Origin of the sequence: Mycobacterium sp. 1081908.1 (assembly GCF_001673535.1) — a bacterium.
Classification (GTDB): Bacteria; Actinomycetota; Actinomycetes; order Mycobacteriales; family Mycobacteriaceae; genus Mycobacterium.
On sequence record NZ_LZLY01000142.1, the window covers coordinates 12,885 to 29,812 of the forward strand.

At 71.7% G+C, this 16,928-nt stretch carries 18 protein-coding genes; 4 read left to right on the forward strand and 14 right to left on the reverse strand.

Annotated features, from left to right (window positions below; all coding sequences use genetic code 11):
- Nucleotides 1–2: 2 nt before the first annotated feature.
- A complete protein-coding gene (efp, locus tag A5655_RS23265) occupies nt 3–566 on the reverse strand; it encodes an elongation factor P (RefSeq protein WP_067014200.1) in 564 nt (187 codons plus the stop codon).
- A gap of 340 nt (nt 567–906) precedes the next feature.
- Between efp and A5655_RS23270 the strand changes: the two genes are divergently transcribed.
- On the forward strand, nt 907–2,145 hold the full coding sequence (locus tag A5655_RS23270) for a PE family protein (RefSeq protein ID WP_067014202.1): 1,239 nt from the start codon (nt 907–909) through the stop codon (nt 2,143–2,145).
- Here A5655_RS23270 and A5655_RS23275 read toward each other — a convergent pair.
- Nucleotides 2,142–3,260 carry a Xaa-Pro peptidase family protein gene (locus A5655_RS23275; RefSeq protein ID WP_067014203.1) on the reverse strand — a complete coding sequence of 373 codons (1,119 nt, stop codon included), beginning with the start codon at nt 3,258–3,260 and terminating at the stop codon, nt 2,142–2,144. The genes A5655_RS23270 and A5655_RS23275 overlap by 4 nt on opposite strands.
- Nucleotides 3,261–3,293: 33 nt before the next feature.
- On the opposite strand from A5655_RS23275, the gene A5655_RS23280 reads away from it, so the two are divergent.
- Complete coding sequence (locus tag A5655_RS23280) at nt 3,294–3,983, forward strand: B-4DMT family transporter (protein ID WP_067014205.1); 690 nt, start codon at nt 3,294–3,296, stop codon at nt 3,981–3,983.
- On the opposite strand, the gene aroQ is transcribed toward A5655_RS23280, so the two are convergent.
- From aroQ to A5655_RS23330, 10 genes are all read right to left on the reverse strand, one after another.
- Nucleotides 3,980–4,408, reverse strand: a complete 429-nt coding sequence (aroQ, locus tag A5655_RS23285) for a type II 3-dehydroquinate dehydratase (RefSeq protein ID WP_067014207.1) — start codon at nt 4,406–4,408, stop codon at nt 3,980–3,982. The two genes, A5655_RS23280 and aroQ, sit on opposite strands and share 4 nt — an antisense overlap.
- Nucleotides 4,405–5,487 carry a 3-dehydroquinate synthase gene (aroB, locus tag A5655_RS23290; RefSeq protein WP_067014209.1) on the reverse strand — a complete coding sequence of 361 codons (1,083 nt, stop codon included), beginning with the start codon at nt 5,485–5,487 and terminating at the stop codon, nt 4,405–4,407. Before aroB ends, aroQ begins: the two co-directional genes overlap by 4 nt.
- Nucleotides 5,484–6,008 (reverse strand): shikimate kinase, encoded by a 525-nt coding sequence (locus tag A5655_RS23295; RefSeq protein WP_067014211.1) that lies wholly within the window; start codon nt 6,006–6,008, stop codon nt 5,484–5,486. The genes aroB and A5655_RS23295 overlap by 4 nt, the downstream gene beginning before the upstream one ends.
- A complete protein-coding gene (gene aroC, locus A5655_RS23300) occupies nt 6,008–7,213 on the reverse strand; it encodes a chorismate synthase (RefSeq protein WP_067014213.1) in 1,206 nt (401 codons plus the stop codon). The genes A5655_RS23295 and aroC overlap by 1 nt, the downstream gene beginning before the upstream one ends.
- Before the next feature lie 20 nt (nt 7,214–7,233).
- Entirely contained in the window at nt 7,234–7,662 is a 429-nt protein-coding gene (locus A5655_RS23305) for an A24 family peptidase (protein ID WP_067014215.1), read from the reverse strand.
- 110 nt (nt 7,663–7,772) lie between these two features.
- Nucleotides 7,773–8,582 carry a shikimate dehydrogenase gene (locus tag A5655_RS23310; protein WP_231999256.1) on the reverse strand — a complete coding sequence of 270 codons (810 nt, stop codon included), beginning with the start codon at nt 8,580–8,582 and terminating at the stop codon, nt 7,773–7,775.
- Nucleotides 8,557–9,804, reverse strand: a complete 1,248-nt coding sequence (gene mltG, locus A5655_RS23315) for an endolytic transglycosylase MltG (protein WP_067014217.1) — start codon at nt 9,802–9,804, stop codon at nt 8,557–8,559. The genes A5655_RS23310 and mltG overlap by 26 nt, the downstream gene beginning before the upstream one ends.
- A complete protein-coding gene (gene ruvX / locus A5655_RS23320; protein ID WP_067014220.1) occupies nt 9,797–10,288 on the reverse strand; it encodes a Holliday junction resolvase RuvX in 492 nt (163 codons plus the stop codon). The genes mltG and ruvX overlap by 8 nt, the downstream gene beginning before the upstream one ends.
- Nucleotides 10,289–12,982, reverse strand: a complete 2,694-nt coding sequence (gene alaS / locus A5655_RS23325; RefSeq protein ID WP_067014222.1) for an alanine--tRNA ligase — start codon at nt 12,980–12,982, stop codon at nt 10,289–10,291.
- Nucleotides 12,983–13,043: 61 nt separating this feature from the next.
- Nucleotides 13,044–13,433: a secondary thiamine-phosphate synthase enzyme YjbQ gene (locus A5655_RS23330; RefSeq protein WP_197508783.1), complete on the reverse strand. Its 390-nt coding sequence runs from the start codon at nt 13,431–13,433 to the stop codon at nt 13,044–13,046.
- A gap of 169 nt (nt 13,434–13,602) precedes the next feature.
- Between A5655_RS23330 and A5655_RS23335 the strand changes: the two genes are divergently transcribed.
- Nucleotides 13,603–14,223 carry a hypothetical protein gene (locus tag A5655_RS23335; protein ID WP_067014236.1) on the forward strand — a complete coding sequence of 207 codons (621 nt, stop codon included), beginning with the start codon at nt 13,603–13,605 and terminating at the stop codon, nt 14,221–14,223.
- 124 nt (nt 14,224–14,347) lie between these two features.
- A complete protein-coding gene (locus tag A5655_RS23340) occupies nt 14,348–14,971 on the forward strand; it encodes a hypothetical protein (protein WP_067014226.1) in 624 nt (207 codons plus the stop codon).
- 3 nt (nt 14,972–14,974) lie between these two features.
- Here the strand turns inward: A5655_RS23340 and A5655_RS23345 are convergent, their stop codons facing one another.
- Nucleotides 14,975–15,310 carry a hypothetical protein gene (locus A5655_RS23345; RefSeq protein ID WP_067014228.1) on the reverse strand — a complete coding sequence of 112 codons (336 nt, stop codon included), beginning with the start codon at nt 15,308–15,310 and terminating at the stop codon, nt 14,975–14,977.
- On the reverse strand, nt 15,307–16,656 hold the full coding sequence (locus tag A5655_RS23350) for a replication-associated recombination protein A (protein WP_067014230.1): 1,350 nt from the start codon (nt 16,654–16,656) through the stop codon (nt 15,307–15,309). The genes A5655_RS23345 and A5655_RS23350 overlap by 4 nt, the downstream gene beginning before the upstream one ends.
- Between the last annotated feature and the right edge of the window lie 272 nt (nt 16,657–16,928).

Sequence of the window (16,928 nt, forward strand, 5' to 3'; positions counted from 1 at the left end):
GCTCACGCGTTGACGCGGCCCAGGTAGCTGCCGTCGCGGGTGTCCACCTTCAGCTTGTCCCCGGTGTTGATGAACAGGGGCACCTGGATCTCCGCGCCGGTCTCGACGGTGGCCGGCTTGGTGCCGGCGCTGGACCGGTCGCCCTGCAGGCCGGGCTCGGTGTGGGTGACCTCCAGTTCGACGGACACCGGCAGCTCCAGGTACAGCGGCGCCCCGTTGTGGAACGCCACCTGCACGGGCAGGCTCTCGAGCAGGAACCGGGCGGCGTCGCCGACCAGGGACTCCGGCAGGTGGTGCTGCTCGTAGTCCTGGCTGTCCATGAACACGAAGTCCGAGCCGTCGCGGTACAGGTAGGTGGTGTCGCGGCGGTCGACGGTGGCGGTCTCCACCTTCACGCCGGCGTTGTACGTCTTGTCGACCACCTTGCCGGACAGCACGTTCTTCAGCTTGGTACGCACGAAGGCCGGCCCCTTGCCGGGTTTGACGTGCTGGAACTCGATGATCTGCCACAGCTGGCCGTCGATCTCCAGCACCAGTCCGTTCTTGAAGTCGGCAGTCGTTGCCACGGTCGGTGTATCTCCTAGACGATTGAGCGAGTCGCCGCCGACAATCTCGTCAATCTTGTCGCAGATCGCCGGCGTGGGCCTGTACCCGCGATGCTGCGAGCAGAGCGGCCACCCGGTGCAGCTTACCCGCGGCCACGCCCAGCAGTACGCCGCGGCGCCGGCTGCCCGCCGGGCGGCAACGGCGGTCCCTAGTACCGATCGCCCGGAAAATGGTAGGGGAATCCCTGATTGAATGCCGGCCCGCACCACCGCTAGCGTCACCGGCATCGGGTCACAGCAGCGCACGATGTGACCAAGTCCGCCAACGTGTTTGGCGCGTCGGGGAGGTAGGTGGAACGGGATGTCGCTTGTCATCGCGGCGCCGGAATTCATGTCGTCGGCGGCTTCGGACTTGGCGAATATCGGCTCGGCACTGGATTCCGCCCACGCGGCGGCTTCCGGCCCGACGTCGAACGTGCTGGCAGCCGCCGGCGACGAGGTGTCGGCGGCCATCGCTTCGCTGTTCGAAGCGCACGGCCAGGCCTATCAGGCGCTCAGCTCCGAGGCGGCGCGGTTCCACCAGCAGTTCGTCAGCCTCCTGAACGCCGGTGTGGCGCAGTACGCCGGCGCCGAGGCCGCCAACGCCAACCCGCTGCAGACCCTCGAGCAGGAAGTGCTCGGGGCCATCAACGCGCCCACCGAGACGCTGCTGGGACGCCCGCTGATCGGCAACGGCGCCAACGGGATCACCAACGCGCAGGGCGTGGGCACGCCCGGCCAGGCGGGCGGGATCCTGTGGGGCAACGGCGGTAACGGGGGCGACAGCACCGCCGCCAACGCGGCCGGCGGCGCCGGCGGGCCCGCGGGGCTGTTCGGTCGCGGTGGCAACGGCGGCAGCGCCGTCGGTCCCGGGCCCGCGAACGGCGGCAACGGCGGGGCCGGCGGCCTCATCTGGGGCGCCGGCGGCAACGGCGGCGCCGCCGGTGGCTCACAAGGGACCGGCAGCGTCGGCGGCCTGGGCGGGTCGGCGGGCCTGTTCGGTAATGGCGGCCTTGGGGGCGCCGGGGGCGACGGCGCCCAGGGCGACGGCGGTGCCGGCGGCGCCGGCGGCAACGGTGGCTTGATCTACGGTGCCGGCGGCGCCGGCGGGCACGGCGGCCAAAGTGCCTTGGCCGACGGCGGTGCCGGCGGCGCCGGTGGGCACGGCGGCTTCGTGTCCGGCAACGGCGGCGGTGGCGGCGCTGGCGGCAGCGGCTCGACACTGGCCGGCGGTCTCGGCGGCACGGGCGGCGCGGGTGGCGCCGCAGGCGCGTTGTTCGGCAACGGCGGATTCGGCGGCACCGGTGGGCACGCGTCGGGTGGCGGGCACGGCGGCAACGGGGGCACGGCCGCCCTGTTCGGCAATGGGGGCGGCGGCGGCGACGGCGGGACCGGCAGCGTAGTCGGCGGCGACGGCGGCGGCGGCGGCAACGCCCAGCTCGTCGGCCATGGGGGCAACGGCGGGAACGGCGCGGTCGGCGCCCGGGTCAACGGCAAGGGCGGCCCCGGCGGCACGGGCGGACTGTTGTTCGGCGCGCACGGCGCCACCGGCAACAGCTAGGTCAGGACCGCGAGGTCCTTCGGGAACCGGGTCAGCAGTTCGGGGGTCTGCCCGGCGGTGTGCGACGTGCCGTCTGGCACCACCAGGGTGTCCTCGATCCGGACGCCGCCCCTGCCGGGCAGGTAGACGCCGGGCTCCACGGTGACGACCGACCCCGCCAGCAGCGTGCCGGCGGAGGTGGCCCCGATGCCCGGCGCTTCGTGGATCTGCAGGCCCACGCCGTGCCCCAGGCCGTGGCCGAACTGCTCGCCGTAGCCGGCGTCGGCGATCAGCCGGCGCGCGGCGCCGTCCACCTCGCGCAGGTCGGCCCCGGGCTTCAGGGCCTCCCGGCCGGCCCGCTGCGCCTCGGCGACCAGCTGGTAGATCTCCAGCTGCCAGTCGGCGGCCTTGCCCAGCACGAAGGTGCGGGTCATGTCGGAGTGGTAGCCGGCGACCAGCGCGCCGAAGTCGATCTTGACGAAGTCGCCGTCGGCCAGCACGGCATCGGTCGGGCGGTGGTGCGGGATCGCCGAATTCGGCCCGGCGGCCACGATCGTCTCGAACGAGATCGCGTCCGCGCCGTGGTCGAGCATCAGCGATTCCAGCTCGCGGCTCACCTCGCGTTCGGTCCGGCCGGGCCGCAGGCCGCCGCGCGCCACCAGATCGGTCAGCGCGGCATCGGCCGCCTCGCAGGCCAGGCGCAGCAGCGCGACCTCCCCGGCGTCCTTGACCTCGCGCAGCGCCTCGACGGTCCCGGCGGCCCGCACCAACTCGGTGGACGCCTTGTGCTCCTCGATCTCGCCGGTCAGCGCGTCGAAGCCGTCGACGGTCACCACGTTGCTCTCGAAGCCGAGCTTGCCGACCGCGGCGTCGGCGGCCCGGCCCGCCAGGTAGCGCCCGACGGCCCGCTCGATGGCGACCTCGAGGTCGGGCGCCTGCGCGGCGGCCTGGGTCCGGTAGCGGCCGTCGGTGGCCAGCACGGGGTCGCGGTCGTCGGCAAACACCAGCAACGCGCCGTTCGATCCGGAAAACCCGGACAGATACCGCACGTTGACCAGGTCCGTGACCAGCATCGCGTCCAGCCCGCTGGCCCCGATCTGCGCTTTCAGGTTGTCTCGGCGCTGGGAATGTGTCACGACCCTTGACGGTACTCGCTAGGCTTTCCCTTCATGAGGAACTGGATCCTGCGCGGATTGGTGTTCGCCGCCGCGATGGTCGTCGTCCGTTTGATACAAGGTGCATTGATCAACGCGTGGCAAACACAGGCCGGGCTGATCAGCGTCGTGCTGCTGCTGCTGTTCGTGATCGGCGTCATCGTGTGGGGGGTGCTCGACGGTCGGGCGGACGCCACGGCGCAGCCGGATCCGGACCGCCGCCAGGACCTGGCGATGACGTGGCTGCTGGCCGGCCTATTGGCCGGCATCCTCAGCGGCGCCGTCGCCTGGCTCATCGCGCTGGTGTACTCGGGCCTGTACACCGGGGGCCTGATCAACGAGGTGACGACGTTCGCCGCGTTCACCGCGCTGCTCGTCTTCCTGCCGGGGATCATCGGGGTAGCCGTGGGCCGGTGGCGCATCGACCGCAACCCGCCGCCCCGCCCGCACGGGGAAGGCGACGAACGGGCCGACACCGACGTCTTCTCGGCCGTTCGCGGCGACGAGGCGCCGACCGGCGAGATCCCGGCGCAGACGGCGCCCGGGGTCCAGGCCGAGGAGCGCACCGGGTCGGTCGCGACCGCCGAGCGCGACGCGCCCACCGAAGTCATCCCGACGGGCCACGACGACGCCAAGACGGAGGTCATCCGCACCGACACCGACGCCAGGCACTCCAAGCCGGGCTCGGAGTCGGAAAAGGGCTAACGGGCCTCCGCCAGATACCGCAGGGCGAGCAGGTAGCCCTGGATGCCCAGCCCGACGATCACGCCGGTCGCGACCGGGCTGATGTAGGAGTGGCGCCGAAACTCCTCGCGGGCATGCACGTTGGAGATGTGCACCTCGATCAGCGGCGCGCTCAGCTCGGCGCACGCGTCCCGCAGCGCCACCGACGTGTGGGTCAGGCCGCCGGCGTTGAGGATCACCGGTTCGCCGGCATCGGCCGCCAGGTGGATCCAGTCCAGCAGCTGCGCTTCGTTGTCGCTTTGCCGCACAACCACTTTGAGCCCCAGGGCGGCGGCCTCGCGCTCGATCAGCGCCGCCAGCTGGTCGTGGGTGGTGTCCCCGTACACGTCGGGCTCACGGCGGCCCAGCCGGCCCAGGTTCGGGCCGTTGATCACGTTGACCGTCATGAGGCTCCCAACCCGGAGTAGGCCGCCGCCAGCAGCGACGGGTCCGGCCCCGTCAGCCGGCCCGGCTTCCCGAGCCCGTCGAGGACCACGAACCGAAGCACGCCGGCGCGGGTTTTCTTGTCCCCGGCCATGTATTCCAGCAACTGGGGCAACGCGTCGGCGTCGTAGGTGACCGGCAGGCCGAGCGAGGTCAGGATGCTGCGGTGGCGCGCCGCGGTGTCGTCGTCGAGGCGGCCGGCGAGCCGGGCCAGCTCCGCGGCGAACGGCAGGCCCACCGACACCGCGGCGCCGTGGCGCCACCGGTAGCGTTCCCGGCGCTCGATGGCGTGCGCCAAAGTGTGGCCGTAGTTGAGGATTTCGCGCAGCTCCGATTCCTTCTCGTCGGCGGCGACGACCTCCGCCTTCACGGCGACGGCGCGGCGGATCAGCTCCGGCAGCACGTCGCCCGCGGGGTCCAGCGCGGCCTGCGGGTCGGCCTCGATGAGGTCCAGGATCACCGGGTCGGCGATGAACCCCGCCTTAACCACCTCGGCCATCCCGGCGACGAGTTCGTTGCGCGGCAACGTCTTCAGCGTCTCCAGGTCCACCAGGACGGCCAGCGGCTGATGGAACGCGCCGACCAAGTTCTTGCCGGCGTCGGTGTTGATGCCGGTCTTGCCGCCCACGGCCGCGTCGACCATGCCCAGCAGCGTGGTGGGGACGTGCACGATGTCGACGCCGCGCAGCCAGGTGGCCGCCGCGAACCCGGCGACGTCGGTGGCCGCGCCGCCGCCGAGGCTGACCAGCGCGTCCTTGCGGCCGATCCCGATGCGGCCCAACACCTCCCAGATGAATCCCACGACCGGCAGGTCCTTGCCCGCCTCGGCGTCCGGGATCTCGATGCGGTGCGCGTCAATCCCCTTGGCGGCCAAGCGGCTTCGGATCTCCTCGGCCATGTCGCCCAGCACCGGCTGATGCAGGACGGCGACGCGGTGCCGGCCGGACAGCACACCCTCCAGCTCGCCGAGCAGGCCGGTGCCGATCACCACCGGATACGGTTCGTCGACGGCCACGTACACGGTGACCGGGGTGGCGGTCATGTGGCGGCCCCGCTGGTCGTCTCCAACCGGCTCAGGATGTTGCGGACCACCGCCCCGGGATTGCGGCGGTTGGTGTCGACCCGGATGGTGGCGACGCGCCGGTACAGCGGGACCCGCTTGGCCATCAGGTCGCGGTATTTCTCGGCGCGGTCCGGCCCGGCCAGCAGCGGCCGCACGGCGGTTCCGCCGGTGCGCCGCACCCCTTCGCGGGCGCCGATCTCCAGATAGATGACCGTGTGCCCGGCGAGCGCCTCGCACACGCCCGGGCTGGTGACCGCGCCGCCGCCGAGCGAGAGGACGCCGTCGTGGTCGGCCAGCGCCGCGCGCACCACCTGTTCCTCGATGCGGCGGAACTCCTGTTCCCCGTCGGTGGCGAAGATCTCGGCGATGCTGCGGCCAGTCTGCTGCTCGATCGCCGCGTCGGTGTCGAGCAGGCCGACCCCGAGCGCCTTGGCCAGCCGCCGCCCGATGGTGGACTTGCCGGAGCCCGGCAGCCCCACGAGCACCGCCTTGGGCGCCATCACGCGGTACCGCGCGCGGCGGGCGATTCCCGATCGGCGACCGCGCGCTGGTAGGACTCGACGTTGCGGCGGGTCTCGGTCAGCGAGTCGCCGCCGAACTTCTCCAGCGCCGCGCGGGCCAGCACCAGCGCCACCATGGTCTCGACCACGACGCCCGCGGCCGGCACCGCGCACACGTCGGAGCGCTGATGGATCGCGACGGCCTCGTCGCCGGTCGCCATGTCGACGGTGGCCAGGGCCCGCGGGACGGTGGAAATGGGCTTCATCGCGGCGCGCACCCGCAGCGGCTGGCCGTTGGTCATGCCGCCCTCCAGCCCGCCGGCGCGGTTGGTCGAGCGGACGACGCCGTCGGGCCCGGGGTACATCTCGTCGTGGGCGCGGCTGCCGCGGCGCCGCGCGGTCTCGAAGCCGTCGCCGATCTCGACGCCCTTGATCGCCTGGATGCCCATCACGGCGGCGGCGAGCTGGCTGTCCAGCCGGTTGTCGCCGCTGGTGAACGAGCCCAGCCCGACCGGCAGGCCCAGCGCCACGACCTCGACCACGCCGCCGAGGGTGTCGCCGTCCTTCTTGGCCGCCTCGATCTCGGCGATCATCGCTTCCTCGGCCGCCTTGTCGAAGGCGCGGACCGGGCTGTCGTCGATCGCGGGCAGGTCCTCAGGGCGTGGCGGCGGGCCGTCGTAGGGCTTTGACGGGCCGATCGCGATGACGTGCGAGAGCACCTCGACGCCGAGCGCCTGGCGCAGGAACGAGCGGGCCACCGTTCCGGCGGCCACCCGGGCGGCGGTCTCGCGGGCGCTGGCCCGCTCCAGCACCGGCCGGGCGTCGTCGAAGCCGTACTTGAGCATGCCCGCGTAGTCGGCGTGGCCGGGCCGAGGCCGGGTCAGCGGTTCGTTGCGGGCGCTGTTGGTCAGCTCGGCCGGGTCCACCGGGTCGGTGGCCATCACGGTTTCCCACTTGGGCCACTCGGTGTTGCCGATCTCGATGGCGATCGGCCCACCCAGGGTGACGCCGTGGCGGATCCCGGACAGGATGGTCACCGCGTCGCGCTCGAACTTCATCCGCGCGCCGCGGCCGTAGCCCAGGCGGCGGCGGGCCAGCTGATCGGCGATTTCGGTGGAGGTGACGCCGACGCCGGCGACCATGCCTTCCACCACGGCCACCAGCGCGCGGCCATGGGATTCTCCGGCGGTGATCCAGCGCAACACCCGGCCATTCTCCCATGGGCTCAACCGAGCAAGGCCAACCCCGCCGCGCCCGCGGTGGCCAGGCACATCGACGGGCCGTGCGGCACGGTCCGCGCGCCGCGACACCACGCGACCGCGCCGGCCAGCGCCGTGAGCAGCGGCGCCGTCAGCGCCGCGAGGAACCACACGTCGGGCCCGAACCAGCCGGCCAGGCCGCCCAGCCCGGTCGCCAGCTTCACGTCGCCGGCCCCCATCGCCGCCGGCTCGGCGAGGTGGACCAGCAGGTACGCCGCGGTCAGCGCCGCCGCGCCGGCCAGCGCGGGCAGCCCGCGGCCGGTTACTGCGGCGGCCAGCAGAATGACGCCGGCCCCGGGCAGCGTCAGCAGGTTGGGCAACCGGCGCCGTCGGATGTCGCAGGCGCTCAGCAGCACCAGCCAGGTGAGCACTGTCACAGCCGCTTCAAGGCGCATGGGTCCCCCTGTGCATCCGCGAGGGTGGGGGCTAAGTACGAAAACTGCGACGAAATCGTCCATAGGCCCCACGTTCGGCGGTCGGAACTCCGGCCGCCACGCTGGGCAGGCTAACGCAGCGCCGCCTCCATCGCCGCTCGCGGCGCGGGCAGCCCCGTGAACTGTTCCACCTGGGAAAACGCCTGGTGCAGCAGCATCTGCAGGCCGTTGATCACCCGGCCGCCCGCCGCGGCCACCGCGGCGGCCAGCGGCGTGGGCCACGGGTCGTAGACGGCGTCCAGCAGCACCGGGATCGCGGCGAACGCGCCGGCATACCGCTCGGCCACGTCCGCGGGGATGGTGCTGACCAGCACCTCGGCGGCCGCCACCTCGCCGGGCAGCCGCGCGCTGTCCAGCCCGCAGAACCGGGTCTCGACGCCGACGCGGGCGCCGAGATCCACCAGCCGGGCCGCCTTGTCCGGATCCCGCGCCACCACCGTGACCCCGGTGACGCCGAGCTCGGCCAGGCCCACGACGGCGGCCGGCGCGGTGCCCCCCGATCCACAGACCAGCGCACATCCAGAGGCCGACCCGATCGCGCCGGAAACCCCGTCGACGTCGGTGTTGTCGGCCCGCCACCCCGCCGGCGAGCGCACCAGGGTGTTGGCCGAGCCCACCAGCGCCGCGCGCTCGGTGCGCGCGTCGGCGAAGCGCAGGGCGGCGAACTTGCCCGGCGCGGTCACCGACACCCCCACCCATTCCGGCCCGAGACCGCCGAGGACGCCCGGCAGCTCCGCGGCGCCGCATTCGATGCGCTCGTAGGTCCAGTCGTCCAGCCCCAGCGCCCGGTACGCGGCCAGGTGCAGTTGCGGGGAGCGCGAATGCGCGATCGGCGAGCCGAGAACGGCCGCCTTCCTAGCGGGGCGTGCTGTCGAGGACACCGTTGTGCTTAGCCAGCTCGATATTGGCCAAATGCTGCTTGTAATCCTGGGTGAACAGCGTCGTGCCCTGGGCATCGATGGTGACGAAGTAGAGCCAGTCACCCGGCTCCGGATGCTCGGCCGCGCGCAGCGCGTCGACCCCGGGCGAACAGATCGCCGTGGCGGGCAGCCCCTGGGACACGTAGGTGTTCCACGGGGTCTTCTGGCCGCGGTCGGCGTCGCTGGTGGCGACCTCGCGGCGGTCCAGCGGATAGTTCACGGTCGAGTCGAATTCCAGCGTGTGGTGCGCGTGCAGGCGGTTGTAGATCACCTGCGCCACCTTCGGGAAGTCCTGGGTGTTGGATTCCTGCTGCACCAGCGACGCGACCACCAGGATGTCGTAGGGCGACAGCCCCCTCGCCTGCGCGGAATCCTGCAGGCCCGACTTCATGTACTCCACGGCGCCCGCGCTGATCAGGCTCGTCAGGATGCTTTCGGCCGACGACGCGGGGTCGATGTTGAACGTCCCCGGCGCGATGAGGCCCTCGATGCGGCGATGGTCCTTGCCCAGCTCGGTGACCGGCTCGACGGCCCACGGCGGCACCGCCAACGTGGTGGGGGCGCTGTTGGACGCCGCGGCGCGCAGGTCGTCCACCGAGACGCAGCGCTTGTCGCCGTCGAGATTCACGCAGGTGGCGCGGGAGATCAGCGAGAAGATGCCGGGGTTCACCACGTTGGTCTTCATATCGGTGGTGTCGTCGAGCTGACGGCCCTCGGGGATGACCAGCCGCCCCACCCGGTTGCTCGGGTCGGCCAGTCGCGCGACGGCGTTGGCGGCCGGGATCTCGGTGCGCATGCGGTAGTAGCCGGGCTGGATCGAGTTGATCGCGGCGTTGCCGTGCGCGGCGTTGACGAACGCGCGCACCGTGGCGACCACTCCCTGGCTGTGCAGCGTCTCGCCGACCATGGTGGTCGAGTCGCCGTCCTGCACGTGAATCACGATGTCGCGCTTGCCGTTTCCGCTGTAGTCGTCACCGGAGCCGAACACCGTGTTCCACAGCCTGGTGCCGACGAAGACGACGGTCACCATGACGATCACGGAGACGACGAGCGTGATCCGGCCGGCGAAGCGTCGCCGCTTTTTCCCGCGTGCGGCGCGGTTGCGGTCGACCCGGCTCAGCCTGCGCCGCGGCGGCCCGACCGCCTCCGGCTCGGCGCGCTGGCCGCGGGCGCTGTCAACCACGGCCGGCCCCCCTGCGCTCGTCGAGCCAGCCTTGCAGGATCGCCACCGCGGCGGCCTGGTCGATGACCGCCCGCTGCTGTTTGGCCCGCATCCCCGCCTCGCGCAGCGAACGCTGGGCGCTGACGGTGGTCAGCCGCTCGTCGGCCAGCCGGACCGGCGTGGGGGCGACCCGCCGGGCCAGGGTCTCGGCCAGTTCGATCGCATCCACCGCCGACGGCCCGGTGCGGTCGGCGAGGGTGCGCGGCAGCCCGACGATCACCTCGACGGCCTCCAGCTCGGCGGCCAGCTCGGCCAGCCGGCGCACGTGCCTGCCGGAACGGTCGCGGCGCACCGTCTCCACCGGGGTGGCCAGGATGCCGTCGGGGTCGCTGACCGCCACGCCGATGCGCACGCTGCCCACGTCGATGCCGAGCCGCCGGCCCCGCCCAGGGTCCTGATCAGGGTCGCCGGGCCGGTCGGGGAGGCGGTGCTGTGTCAAGACCACTCAACCGACCCGCGCGATCTCGGTGCGTACCGCCTCGAGCGCCGCGTCGATGCCGGTCGGGTCCTTTCCGGAGCCCTGCGCCAGGTCGGCCTTGCCGCCGCCGCGGCCGTCGACCGCCCCGGCGAGGTGCTTGATCAGCCCGTCGGCGCGGATGCCGAGCTCCTGGGCGGCGGCGTTGGCGGCGACCGCATACGGCACGCTGTTGCCCTCGCCCTCGGAGATGAGCGCCACCACCGCCGGATCGCTGCCCAGCTTGCCGCGGATGTCGCCGACCAGGGAGCGCAGGTCGCCCGCGGTCATCCCGCTCGACATCCGCTGCGCCACCACACGAACGTTACCGATGCGCTCGGCGCCGGCCGCGGCGTTGGTCGCGGCGGCCCGCGCGGCGGCGAGCCGGGCGCGCTCCAATTCCTTCTCGGCGGCCTTGAGGCGCTCCACCAGGTTGGCGACCCGGGCCGGCACCTCCTCCGACGGCACCTTCAGCGACGACGCCAGCCCGGCCATCAGCGCGCGCTCCTTGGCCAGGTGCCGGAACGACTCCAGCCCGACGTAGGCCTCCACCCGGCGGATGCCGGAGCCGATCGACGACTCGCCCAGGATGGTCACCGGACCGATCTGCGCCGAGTTGTGCACGTGCGTGCCGCCGCACAGCTCCAGGGAGAACGGCCCGCCGATCTCCACCACGCGCACCTCGTCGGGATAGGCCTCGCCGAAGAGCGCCATCGCCCCCATCGCCTTGGCCTTCTCCAGCTGCTCGGTGAAGGTGTGCACCTCGAAGTCGGCCTGCACGGCCTCGTTGGTGACCTCTTCGATCTGGGTGCGCTGGTCCTCTGTCAGCGCCCCCTGCCAGTTGAAGTCGAAGCGCAGGTAGCCCGGCCGGTTCAGCGACCCGGCCTGAACGGCGTTGGGCCCCAACACCTGTCGCAGCGCGGCGTGCACCATGTGGGTGCCCGAGTGGCCCTGGGTGGCGCCGCGGCGCCAGCCCGGGTCCACGGCCGCCAGCACGGTGTCGCCCTCCACGAACTCGCCCGACTCGACGTTGACCCGGTGCACGAACAAGGTTTTGGCGATCTTCTGCACGTCGGTGACGGCCGCGCGGGCGCTCTCGTTGGCGCCGGTTCCGCTGATGCTGCCCTCGTCGGCGATCTGCCCGCCCGACTCGGCGTAGAGCGGGGTGCGGTCCAGCACCAGCTCGACGCGGTCGGCCCCGTCGGCCCCGTGCGCGACGACGGGCACCCGCTTGCCGTCCACGAAGATGCCCAAAACCCTTGCCTCGGAGGTCAATTCGTCGAAGCCGGTGAACTCGGTGGGCCCGGCGTCGACGAGCTCGCGGTAGGCGGTCAGGTCGGCGTGCGCGTGCTTGCGGGCGGCGGCGTCGGCCTTGGCGCGGCGGCGCTGCTCGGCCATCAGCTCCCGGAAGCCGATCTCGTCGACCTGCAGGCCGGCCTCGGAGGCCATCTCCAGGGTGAGCTCGATCGGGAAGCCGTAGGTGTCGTGCAGGGTGAAGGCGTCCGACCCGGACACCACGCTCGCGCCCGTCGCCTTGGTGGCGCCGGCGACCTCCTCGAACAGTCGCGAACCCGAGGCCAGCGTGCGGTTGAAGGCGGTCTCCTCGGCGACGGCGATGCGCCGGATCCGGTCGAAGTCGGTGACGAGCTCGGGGTACGACGGGCCCATCGAGTCTCGCACGGTGGCCATCAGGTCGCCGACGATGGGCTCCTCGATGCCGAGCAGCTTGGCCGAGCGGATCACCCGGCGCAGCAGCCGGCGCAGCACGTAGCCGCGCCCGTCGTTGCCGGGGCTGACGCCGTCGCCGATCAGGATCGCCGCGGTGCGGCTGTGGTCGGCGATGACGCGGTAGCGCACGTCGTCCTCGTGGTTGCCGGTGTCGTAGCCCCTCGGCGCGCGGGTCGCGACCAGATCGATGACGGGCCTGAGCAGGTCGGTCTCGTAGACGTTGTGCACGCCCTGCAGCACGAACGCGACCCGCTCGACGCCCATGCCGGTGTCGATGTTCTTGCGGGGCAACGGCCCGAGGATCTCGAAGTCGGTTTTGGAGGTGCCCTCGCCGCGCTCGCTCTGCATGAACACGAGGTTCCACAGCTCGACATAGCGGTCCTCGTTGGCGATCGGGCCGCCCTCCACGCCGAACTCCGGCCCGCGGTCGTAGTAGATCTCCGACGACGGCCCGCACGGCCCGGGGATGCCCATCGACCAGTAGTTGTCCTCCATGCCGCGGCGCTGGATCCGATCCGCCGGCAGGCCGGCGATCTCCTGCCACAGGGCGAACGCCTCGTCGTCATCGAAATAAACTGTGGCCCAGAGCCTTTCGGGGTCCAGGCCGTAGCCGCCGTCGGCGATGGGGTTGGTCAGCAGCGACCAGGCCAGCTCGATCGCCCGGCGCTTGAAGTAGTCGCCGAACGAAAAGTTGCCGGCCATCTGGAAGAAGGTGTTGTGCCGGGTGGTGATGCCCACCTCGTCGATATCGGGCGTGCGGATGCACTTTTGGATGCTGGTGGCCGTCGCGTAGGGCGGTGTGCGCGCGCCCAGGAAGAACGGCACGAACTGGACCATCCCGGCGTTGACGAACAGCAGGTTGGGGTCGTCGAGGATCACCGATGCGCTCGGCACCTCGGTGTGGCCCGCCTTCACGAAGTGATCGAGGAATCGCTTCCTGATCTCGTGTGTCTGCACTTCTGGTCCGCTTCTTCCTGTTGCCTTGCTTTGCTTCGATCGGGATTCCCAGCCTAGACAGCTAGCCCTCCAGGAAGCTCAACCGCACCGACCGCCGCGGGTTGTCGCGGTTGAGGTCGACCAGCACGATGCTTTGCCACGTGCCCAGCTGCGGGTCGCCGCTGGCGACCGGCACCGTCACCGACGGCGCCGCGATCGCCGGCAGCACGTGGTCGGCGCCGTGGCCGGGCGACCCGTGCGCGTGCCGGTACCGCTCGTCGCGCGGCAACAGCCGCTCCAGCGTGTCGACCAGGTCGTCGTCGGAACCGGCGCCGGTCTCGATGATCGCGACCCCGGCCGTCGCGTGCGGGACGAACACGTTGCACAGGCCGTCGCCGTAGCTGAAGCAGAACCGCCGCACCGCATCGGTCAGATCGACGATGCGGCGCTGGGCGGTGTCTACCTGCAGCACATCGGTATGCACCCGGTCCAGCCTACGGCGAGGCCAGCCTGACCGGCCAATCGTTTGTGAGGGCGGCCACACCCCCGGGGGGCATTGCCACTGATAACCGCCAGGAGGAAGGTAGCTCGTGGACCGGTGGCGCCACCGGGGCGCTGCCCCGAAAAAGAGGGGGTGGATCGTGTACGCGCGCTCTACCACTATTCAGGCGCAAACCTCTTCCATCGACGGGGGTATCGCGCATGTTCGCGATGAGGTGATGCCCGCGCTGCAGGCGATGGCGGGCTGTGTCGGCGTGTCCCTCCTGGTCGACCGGCAGTCCGGGCGGTGCATCGCCACCAGCGCGTGGGAGACCGAGGACGCCATGCGCGACAGCGCGGACCAGGTGAGGCCGATCCGCGATCGGGCCGCGGAGACGTTCGGCGGCACGGCGGACACCAACGAGTGGGAGATCGCGGCGCTGCACCGCGACCACCACGCGCCCGACGGCGCGGGTGTCCGCGCGACCTGGGTCAAGGTGCCGCAGGACCAAATGGACAGCGGCATCGAGTACTTCAAGTCGTCCGTGCTGCCGCAGCTCGAGGACCTCGACGGGTTCTGCAGTGCCAGCCTGCTGGTCGACCGCGCCTCCGGGCGGGGGGTGTCGTCGGTGACGTTCGACAGCCTCGACGCGATGGACCGCAACAGGGACCAGGCCACCGCCCTCAAGATCGCGTCGATGCGCGAGGCGGGCGTGGAGGAACTCGACGAGCGCGAGTTCGAGCTGGCGCTGGCGCACCTGCGGGTGCCCGAGATGGCCTGACCGCACCTCAGGTGGCTCCACCGGGCCCATTGCTACGCCCAGTCCGTAGGAGGAAGGTAATCGGTGGGACCGGTGGCGCCACCGCCGCCCAGTGATACCAGCCCCGACGAGGGAGGCTCGACCAATGTACGCACGCTCCACCACCATTCAGGCGCAACCGCTGTCGGTCGACATTGGCATTGCGCACGTTCGCGATGTCGTCATGCCCGCGCTGCAGGAGATGAACGGGTATGTCGGGTTGTCGCTGTTGGTCGACCGCCAGTCCGGCAGATGCATCGCGACCAGCGCCTGGCAGACGATGGAGGCGATGCGCGCCAGCGCCGAGCGGGTGGCGCCGGTCCGCGACCGCGCCGCGCTGATGTTCGACGGCAGCGCCAAGGTCGAGGAGTGGGACATCGCCTTCGTGCACCGCGACCACCACTCGGCCGACGGGGCCTGCGTGCGGGCCACCTGGCTCAAGGTGGTGCCGGACCAGCTGAGCCGATCGCTGGACTTCTACCGGACGTCGCTGCTACCGGAGATGGAGAAGATGGACGGCTTCTGCAGCGCCAGCCTGATGGTCGACCACCCGGCGTGCCGGCGCGCGGTGTCGTGCTCGACGTTCGACAGCATGGACGCGATGGCCCGCAACCGCGACCGGGCCACCGAGCTGCGCAGCGCGCGCGTCCGGGACCTGGGCGCCGAGATCGTCGACGTGGCCGAGTTCGAGCTGGCGATCGCGCATTTGCGGGTGCCCGAGCTGGTCTAGGCGCTAGGGCAGCGCGTCCCCCGGAAATCCGCGGCACTCGTGCACCTGATAGGTGAACACCCCCGCCGCGACCCCGGGGTCGTCGGCCATGATCGCGGTGGTCTCGTCGACCGTGGCGGCGAACACCCCGATGCCGCACACGTCGGAGGAGTCGGTGACCGGCAGCACCACCGCCAGCACGCCGTCGTCGCGCAGGCCGAAGTTGCGCCGGCCGTGCTCCCAGATGATCCCCGGCGACGACTCGTCACCGAACCTCGGGCCGCGCTTGAGGATCACGACGCTGTAGGGCTTGGCGGTGGGCAGCAGCCGGCCCATCTCCTCGTCGGTGAAGGTCTTCATGCCCGTCCCCTCCTACGGATGATCGCGCGCAGCCGGTCCAGCCGGCCGGCCATCTCGCGCTCGCCGCCGCGGCCGGTGGGCCGATAGTAGTCCACTCCCACCAGCTCGTCGGGCGGATATTGTTGGGCGACAACGCCATCCGGCGCGTCGTGCGAATACTTGTAGCCCTGCGCGTTGCCCAGCGCCGCGGCGCCGGAGTAGTGCCCGTCGCGCAGGTGCGGCGGCACCAGGCCGGCCTTGCCGGCCCTGACGTCGTCCATCGCCGCCGCCAGCGCGGTGGTGACCGCGTTGGACTTCGGCGCGGTGGCCAGGTGGATGGTGGCGTGCGCCAGCGTCAGCTGGGCCTCGGGCATGCCGATCAGCGCCACGGTCTGCGCGGCGGCGACCGCGGTCTGCAGAGCGGTCGGGTCGGCCATCCCGATGTCCTCGCTGGCCAGGATCATCAGCCGGCGCGCGACGAAGCGCGGGTCCTCCCCCGCGACCAGCATGCGCGCCAGGTAGTGCAGCGCGGCGTCGACGTCGGAGCCCCGCACCGACTTGATGAAAGCGCTGACGACGTCGTAGTGCTGGTCGCCGTCGCGGTCGTAACGCACGGCGGCCTTGTCCAGCGACTGCTCGATGGTCTCGACGGTGACGACGTCGTTGGCCTCGGCCGCGACCTCCAGCGCGGTCAGGGCGCGCCGGGCGTCGCCGGCGGCCAGCTGGACCAGCAGGTCGACGGCCTCGGATTCCACGTCGACCCGGCCGCCCAGGCCGCGCGGGTCGTCGATGGCGCGCCGGACCAGGGCGCGGATGTCGTCGGACGTCAGCGGCCGCAGCTGCAGGATCAGCGAGCGCGACAGCAGCGGCGCCACCACGGAGAACGACGGGTTCTCCGTCGTCGCCGCCACCAGCAGCACCACCCGGTTCTCGACGGCCGAGAGCAGCGCGTCCTGCTGGGTCTTGGAGAACCGGTGCACCTCGTCGATGAACAGGACGGTCTGCTCGCCGGAGATGAGCGCGTGCCTGGCCTTGTCGATCACCGCCCGGACGTCCTTGACGCCGGCCGACAGCGCCGAGAGCGCCTCGAACCGGCGGCCGGTCGATCCGGAGATCAGCGCGGCCAGCGTCGTCTTGCCGCTGCCCGGCGGGCCGTACAGGATGACCGACGCGACGCCGGAACCCTCCACCAGCCGGCGCAGCGGCGATCCGGGTGCCAGCAGGTGGCCCTGGCCGACGACTTCGTCCAGCGACGCGGGCCGCATCCGCACGGCCAGCGGCGCACCCGCCGACACGCCGAAGCCCGGGTCGGTTGTCTGCGGTGCGCCGGGAAGGTCGAAGAGACCGTCGGACACGGTTTTAGGCATACCACGTCGGGGCGACGGCATGCGCCGGCGGAAAAAGGCCGGAAAACAATCCAAGCGTCCTGGCGACTTATTTGCTAAGTTCCGGTTTGCCAGATTCCGTGCGCGTGGCCACAAGTTGAATCCAACAGCTAGGACGGACATGAGCCAGCCTCCCGAGTACCCCGGCACCCCCCAGAACCCTCCCGGCTACCCGCCACCGCCCGGTCGATGGGGATCACCGTCGAGTAGCAACTCAAGCCGTGGGAGGGCCAGCTTCGGCCCGCCGTAACACC

What these genes read in the sequence shown, in the direction of transcription:
- A5655_RS23270 (WP_067014202.1), top strand. Translation starts at nt 907, where the DNA reads ATGTCGCTTGTCATCGCGGCGCCGGAATTCATGTCGTCGGCGGCTTCG.
- A5655_RS23280 (WP_067014205.1), top strand. Translation starts at nt 3,294, where the DNA reads ATGAGGAACTGGATCCTGCGCGGATTGGTGTTCGCCGCCGCGATGGTC.
- A5655_RS23350 (WP_067014230.1), bottom strand. Translation starts at nt 16,656, where the DNA reads ATGCCTAAAACCGTGTCCGACGGTCTCTTCGACCTTCCCGGCGCACCG.
- aroB (WP_067014209.1), bottom strand. Translation starts at nt 5,487, where the DNA reads ATGACCGCCACCCCGGTCACCGTGTACGTGGCCGTCGACGAACCGTAT.
- aroQ (WP_067014207.1), bottom strand. Translation starts at nt 4,408, where the DNA reads ATGACGGTCAACGTGATCAACGGCCCGAACCTGGGCCGGCTGGGCCGC.
- A5655_RS23340 (WP_067014226.1), top strand. Translation starts at nt 14,348, where the DNA reads ATGTACGCACGCTCCACCACCATTCAGGCGCAACCGCTGTCGGTCGAC.
- A5655_RS23345 (WP_067014228.1), bottom strand. Translation starts at nt 15,310, where the DNA reads ATGAAGACCTTCACCGACGAGGAGATGGGCCGGCTGCTGCCCACCGCC.
- A5655_RS23305 (WP_067014215.1), bottom strand. Translation starts at nt 7,662, where the DNA reads ATGCGCCTTGAAGCGGCTGTGACAGTGCTCACCTGGCTGGTGCTGCTG.
- A5655_RS23295 (WP_067014211.1), bottom strand. Translation starts at nt 6,008, where the DNA reads ATGGCGCCCAAGGCGGTGCTCGTGGGGCTGCCGGGCTCCGGCAAGTCC.